5 protein-coding genes are annotated in these 2,858 nt (G+C 31.2%); all 5 read right to left on the reverse strand.

The features are described from left to right. Positions 1 to 228: 228 nt before the first annotated feature. Positions 229 to 606: a hypothetical protein gene (locus DFQ02_RS14860; protein WP_245940285.1), complete on the reverse strand. Its 378-nt coding sequence runs from the start codon at positions 604 to 606 to the stop codon at positions 229 to 231. Positions 607 to 664: 58 nt separating this feature from the next. Continuing rightward, the gene (locus tag DFQ02_RS14865) at positions 665 to 1,210 is read right to left on the reverse strand and encodes a hypothetical protein (protein WP_116525237.1); all 546 of its coding nucleotides are present in this window, start codon (positions 1,208 to 1,210) and stop codon (positions 665 to 667) included. A gap of 151 nt (positions 1,211 to 1,361) precedes the next feature. Then, positions 1,362 to 1,865, reverse strand: coding sequence for a hypothetical protein (locus tag DFQ02_RS14870; RefSeq protein WP_116525238.1), 504 nt, complete (start codon positions 1,863 to 1,865; stop codon positions 1,362 to 1,364). Positions 1,866 to 2,022: 157 nt separating this feature from the next. Further along, positions 2,023 to 2,532 (reverse strand): hypothetical protein, encoded by a 510-nt coding sequence (locus DFQ02_RS14875; RefSeq protein ID WP_116525239.1) that lies wholly within the window; start codon positions 2,530 to 2,532, stop codon positions 2,023 to 2,025. Between the two features lie 59 nt (positions 2,533 to 2,591). After that, a partial coding sequence (locus tag DFQ02_RS14880) for an integrase core domain-containing protein (RefSeq protein ID WP_147297796.1) occupies positions 2,592 to 2,858 on the reverse strand: 267 nt, incomplete at its 5' end.

Here is a 2,858-nt window from a genome sequence, read left to right on the forward strand (position 1 = left end):
TGGTTTAACCCTGAGATGGAACACATTTACTTTAAGATGCATTGTCTGCGAAGCAGCGTAGATTAAAGTTCGCCATCGGCGAATGTGTTCCATCGGTCTAGTGTATGATTTCGTTGCGTGTTTAAGCACTAAAGTTAGCAAATAAATCACAGATAGAAAGTCCGCGAGGACTTTCGTAAGTAGGCTCTAACTAGCAATGAATTATACACATTGTTGTACACAGTTTTTTTATCCTTTTAAAGGAATTCCATACGCTCCGCTTTTCGAAATTCCTTTAGAGTAGGACATTTTGGTTTCCAAATCCATTTTTAAATATTCAGTTCCTCTAATTAAAATTCGGACAATATTGCTTTTCCAGTCGATTTTTATATCGCTTTCAACAAGGTCATTTATAATAGAATGTTCATTTTTATATTCAGATAATAATGGTGGTGCATAACCTTGGTCGTGATTTATATAAGCCTCTATTTCGTTACTATCATTAATTAAAGTTCCACGAGAACATATAAATCCGTTAAATTCAATTTCATCTCTATTGTCAGTTATGTCAATCACATATGCCCAAACAGAATGGATATCTCCTTGAACAAGAACACATTTGTTCATTTCGTAATCGTATTTGGATTCTAAAAGTGCTTCCATACTTTATGTTATTAGTCAGTTTTTATCTCCAAAACTCCCACCATTTTTTTGAATCATCAGTTTTGTTCTTATCATCAGAATAACCGTTATAGTTTAATACTAATTTTGCGTAATGATTGACTAGAAAATATTTATGGTCAACATATTTTTCAATTTCTTTTTCAATTCTAGGGCTTTTGAATTTTATTAAATCACAAAAAACGATTCCCTGTATTTCATAAATGAATTCCATTTTTTTGCATTCATTGTATGCTATTAATTCCATTTCTTTATCACCATTCCTTATCTCGTTAATAAAACTAGCCCATTTTATTTTTTCAAATGATGAAGATGATTTTTTTAATTGTTTGAAAATTGCTGGTATAGATTTTTCAGACTTTATGTGAACTAATGTTTCTGCAATTAAATAGTCATTATCAGTTTCTAATAATTCAATTAGTCTTTTTTCTATATATTTTATTTGCTCTTGATTTAATTCCGCAATTATATCTTCATTTGAAAAACAATCTCTTTCCTCTCTAGTTTTTGGTGGAATAATTTTCTTTAGAAGTAATTCGTTTTCTTTCATTAGCAAATTGTGTACAACGGTTCGTATAAACGTCAGTTACGGATTTATATGCGTTAATTTTCGGTTGGGCACAGACTTTAGCAATTCCGAGTGGATTCGGACGTAGTCGAATCCGCCGTAATTGCGGTTATACATTGTTGTACTGCGTTTTTTATTCTCCGAAATCAGTTTCATTCAGTTCAGGTATTGTCAAATAGACATTTCTTTTTTCCTGTTTTATGTTTCCATCATTCCATTGTCTCACAAAAGTTATTTGTACTTTTTTATAGTCCGTAGAATTATTGATTTGTTTTAATATAAATTCAGCAACTTCTTTGGCTAATTCAGTTGCAGGTTTTTCAGTCCGATAGTCAGTCAGATTCTTTGAATTCAAAAGAACAGCTTGCAACCACATTCGCTCGTTAATTTGTTCTTTAGTCTCTTTATCATATCCGTGAATATGATAAGTTCCGATTTTAGATTCCTCTGCTGAAAAAAGTTCTTTGAGTTTAAATTCAGCTGATTCTTTCGATTCGTTAAATTTTGGTTCAATTACGTAGCTGTAATCTGGTGGTGGCATATTTTTCAACTCATTCAAAGCTTTGTAAACTTTTTGATTACAAGAAGTTAAATTCAGAAATAATATGCTTAAAAATGTCAGTTTAAATATTTTCATAGGTTTTTATTAAATGCAGTACAACGGTTTGGCTATGATTTCGGCGTGGAATCGTCCGCAGGACTATTCCGCAGAGAAATCAAGCTAATTTAATGTTTTTACTCTCGGTTTTTGCACTGTCGCCACGCTGAATTATAGCCGTTGTTACCCAATGTTTTTATTTTATTTTTTCGATTTTCTTTAAAATCAAAAGTGTTATTGTTAATAAAATTCCAACTCCAATTGCTAAATATCCACCGTATTTATCTTTGTTGCCACGAATAAAATATGCCTCACCATCTTTGTCTATAAATTGCACAGTTTTATTAAACCGTATATCATGACTTTTCTGTAAAGGTGTTTTGTCATCATAAAAAACTGTAATCTCATCTCCTAATTTTAGTTTATCTAATTGTTCAAATTTTGGTCCGAAATCGCCAGAAGCTTGTCCAACGAAAACATCAAAAATAAGAGGGAAATCTACAATATGAATAAACCGATGGTCTCCTTTATTTCTATAATTTATTTCTTGAAATGTTTTGTCAAAATAGTCAATTTGACCTGTCACATTATTAAATTCCGTTTTCTCTTTCGTTCCACGAATTGAGAGATAAATTCCAAATCCGATGATTAATAAACATGAGAGAATTGATTTCTTAAAAATCGGTTGCTGTTCTTTTTTTGTCATATAGGGTGTCGTTGTTCAAATGTCTAGTCCTGAAATATGGCTACAGGTTAAAAATTGATTTACGCTGTTAATTTATATACCATATTTGGTGTTTTATAATCTAAAGATACATGTAATCTAATTTGGTTGTATAGATTAATAGCACTTTTTGTAACTTTTTTCGCGTGAGCTACACTATCAAAGGTCTGGTCGAGGTAAAACTCATCTTTTAGGATGCCGTTTACACGTTCGGCAATGGCATTTTCATAACAATGTTTTTCTTCAGTCATACTAATTTTGATGTTGTTTCTCTTTAAAATTTGTGTGTATACATTGCTACAATATTG

It is taken from the genome of Seonamhaeicola aphaedonensis (assembly GCF_003386195.1).
GTDB lineage: Bacteria > Bacteroidota > Bacteroidia > Flavobacteriales > Flavobacteriaceae > Seonamhaeicola > Seonamhaeicola aphaedonensis.